Source organism: Nonomuraea aurantiaca, assembly GCF_020215705.1.
GTDB classification, from domain to species: Bacteria; Actinomycetota; Actinomycetes; order Streptosporangiales; family Streptosporangiaceae; genus Nonomuraea; species Nonomuraea aurantiaca.
Window position 1 is genome coordinate 1 of sequence record NZ_JAIWNB010000067.1, and the last position, 2,459, is coordinate 2,459.

3 protein-coding genes are annotated in these 2,459 nt (G+C 68.7%); 1 reads left to right on the top strand and 2 read right to left on the bottom strand.

The genetic code is table 11. The features are described 5' to 3' along the window. The coding region (locus LDL49_RS55010) for an IS3 family transposase (RefSeq protein WP_225302936.1) at positions 1-612 on the bottom strand (612 nt) is incomplete at its 3' end. A 314-nt stretch (positions 613-926) separates the two neighbouring features. Here LDL49_RS55010 and LDL49_RS55015 point away from each other — a divergent pair. Next, a complete protein-coding gene (locus tag LDL49_RS55015) occupies positions 927-1,970 on the top strand; it encodes an IS110 family RNA-guided transposase (protein ID WP_225302949.1) in 1,044 nt (347 codons plus the stop codon). Here LDL49_RS55015 and LDL49_RS55020 read toward each other — a convergent pair. Beyond that, positions 1,924-2,304, bottom strand: a complete 381-nt coding sequence (locus tag LDL49_RS55020; RefSeq protein WP_225302937.1) for a transposase — start codon at positions 2,302-2,304, stop codon at positions 1,924-1,926. The two genes, LDL49_RS55015 and LDL49_RS55020, sit on opposite strands and share 47 nt — an antisense overlap. Between the last annotated feature and the right edge of the window lie 155 nt (positions 2,305-2,459).

Here is a 2,459-nt window from a genome sequence, read left to right on the forward strand (position 1 = left end):
CTCCGATCCGCGGTCCGAGTGGAAGATCACCCCGTCCACGTCGCCGCCGCGAGTGGTGACCGCCATCTGCAGCGAGGCGACCGTCAGCGCCGCATCGTGGTGCTCGGACATGGCGTAGCCGAGCAGCCGGCGGGAGAACAGGTCCTCGACCGAGGCCAAGTACAAGGGCCCCTCATCGGTGGTGATCATTGTGACGTCGCCGACCCACAGCACGTCCGGGGAGGCCGCGGTGAACTTCCGCCGCACCAGATCCGGCGCCGCCGGCCGCTTGCCCTGCCGGGTAAGCGAGCGCGGCTTCTTCGGCGCCCGCCCGGCCAGGCCGAGTTCGGCCATCCGCTTGGCCACGGTGTTCTCCGACACCCGCCAGCCCGCCTCGTGCAGGTCTTGGGTGATCCGCGGTGAACCGTAGGTGCCGCCCGATGCCTCAAACAGCCGCTTGATCTCTGCATCTAATTGGGTCCGCCGCTGCTCACGGGCGGTCGGCGCGGACGCGCCGATGCGGTTCTTCCATTTGTAAAACCACGACTGGGAGACCTCCAGCGCCTGGCAGGAGATCGCGTGGTCGATGCCGTGGTCGGTCTTCTGGGAGCTGATGAAGGCCGCCACGCTCACCGGCCCATCGCCTCTTTCACCCACAAGACCACGGAACGCTTGAGGACTGTGAGACTGGAGAGGCACCGCCCGACAAGCCAGGGTCTGACCCAGCTTGAGACTGGCCACCGTGCCTTGGTGATGACCTGTCGCCCTGGCCCGGGCGGTGCCGCCGGACCAGGCGCGGATGTGTCCCCATAGGGGCCTCGCCATGTGCATCATCACAGTCCTGACCTCCTCGCCCGGCCGGTGACACCGTCACCTGCCTGCCACTGAGGAGATCCGTGACCAGCTCCACCGACAACCACACCGCCACCGCCGAAACGCCAGAGCAGATCGTGCTCGGCGTGGACACTCACAACGAAGTGCACGTCGCAGCAGTGATCACCGTCATGGGCGTGCTCCTGGGCACCCAGGCGTTCACGGCCACCGCCGAGGGCTATGCCGCGCTGCTGAAGTGGGCACGCGGACACGGACACCTGCGGCGGGCCGGAGTCGAGGGCACCAGCTCGCATGGCACGGCACTCAACCGCTACCTGCGCCGTAACCACGTGGAGGTCCTGGAGGTCAACCGGCCTGATCGAGCCCGTCGGCGGCGGCGCGGCAAGAGCGACACCGTCGACGCCGAGAACGCCGCCCGGGCCGTGCTGTCGCAGGAGGCCACCGCCATCGCCAAGACCGGGGACGGCGCCGTGGAGATGATCCGCATGCTCAAGGTCGCCCGGGACTCGGCGGTCAAGGCCCGCACCCAGGCCATCAACCAACTGCGGGCCGTCCTGGTGCGAGCCGACCCGACGCTGCGCGACACGCTCGACGGTCTCGGGCCGGCCACGCTCATCCGCACCTGCGCAGACCTGCCGGAGGCCGAGCACCGCACCATCGACGACGCGGCCCGCACGGTGCTGCGCACGCTCGCTCGCAGAATTTTGGCCTTGACCGAGGAAGCTCGTGCTCACGAGCGCGCGCTCGTCGCGATCATCACCGAATGCGCGCCGCGACTGCTGCAACGGCATGGGATCGGGCCGGACACCGCCGCCGCACTGCTCATCACCGCCGGCGATAACCCCGACCGGCTCGGCAGCGAAGCCGCCTTCGCCGCCCTGTGCGGCGTCAACCCGATCGAGGCGTCTTCCGGCAAGACCGTCCGGCACCGGCTCAACCGCGGCGGCGATCGGCGCAGCAACAGCGCCCTCTACACCGTCGTTGTCACCCGTCTCGGCCGCGATGCGCGCACCCGCGCCTACGCCGAACGCCGCACCAGCGAGGGCAAATCCAAGAAAGAGATCATCCGCTGCCTCAAGCGCTACGTCGCCCGCGAAGTGTTCCCGATCATTACAGAAGCGCTCTCACCTGCGCAGATATCGTCCGCCGCGGCTTGACAAACATAGGGGCGTCATCACGCTCGTCCTCCAGCTCCGTGCGTTCCTTCTCCCAGACCGCCTTCTCCTTGGCGTGCTGCTTGACCAGCTCGGCCTTCTCCCGCCGCAGCCGCGCCAGCTCCTCCTCCGCCGACTCCTTCAGCGTCCCGCCTCCGCCGTCGCCACCGGCCTGCCCTGCCGCGAGCCGGTCCATCTGCACCCAGTTGTACAGCGTGTACTCGTTGATACCCAGATCCCGCGCGACGTGCGCGACAGGCTTGCCGGTCTCCCTGACGATTCTCACCGCCCCGGCCCGGAACTCTGGATCAAAGCGACGCCTCGTGGTTCCAGCCACGACCAAACCTCTCCCGGTTCGGTCTCCACGTTACGAGGGGAAGCCCACCGCACCACAACACGTCCGGCGCGACCGCGGTGAACGTGCGCCGGACCAGGTCGGGCGCAGCGGGCCGTTTGCCCTGACGGGTCAGCGACCGGCGTCTGCTGGCCGCA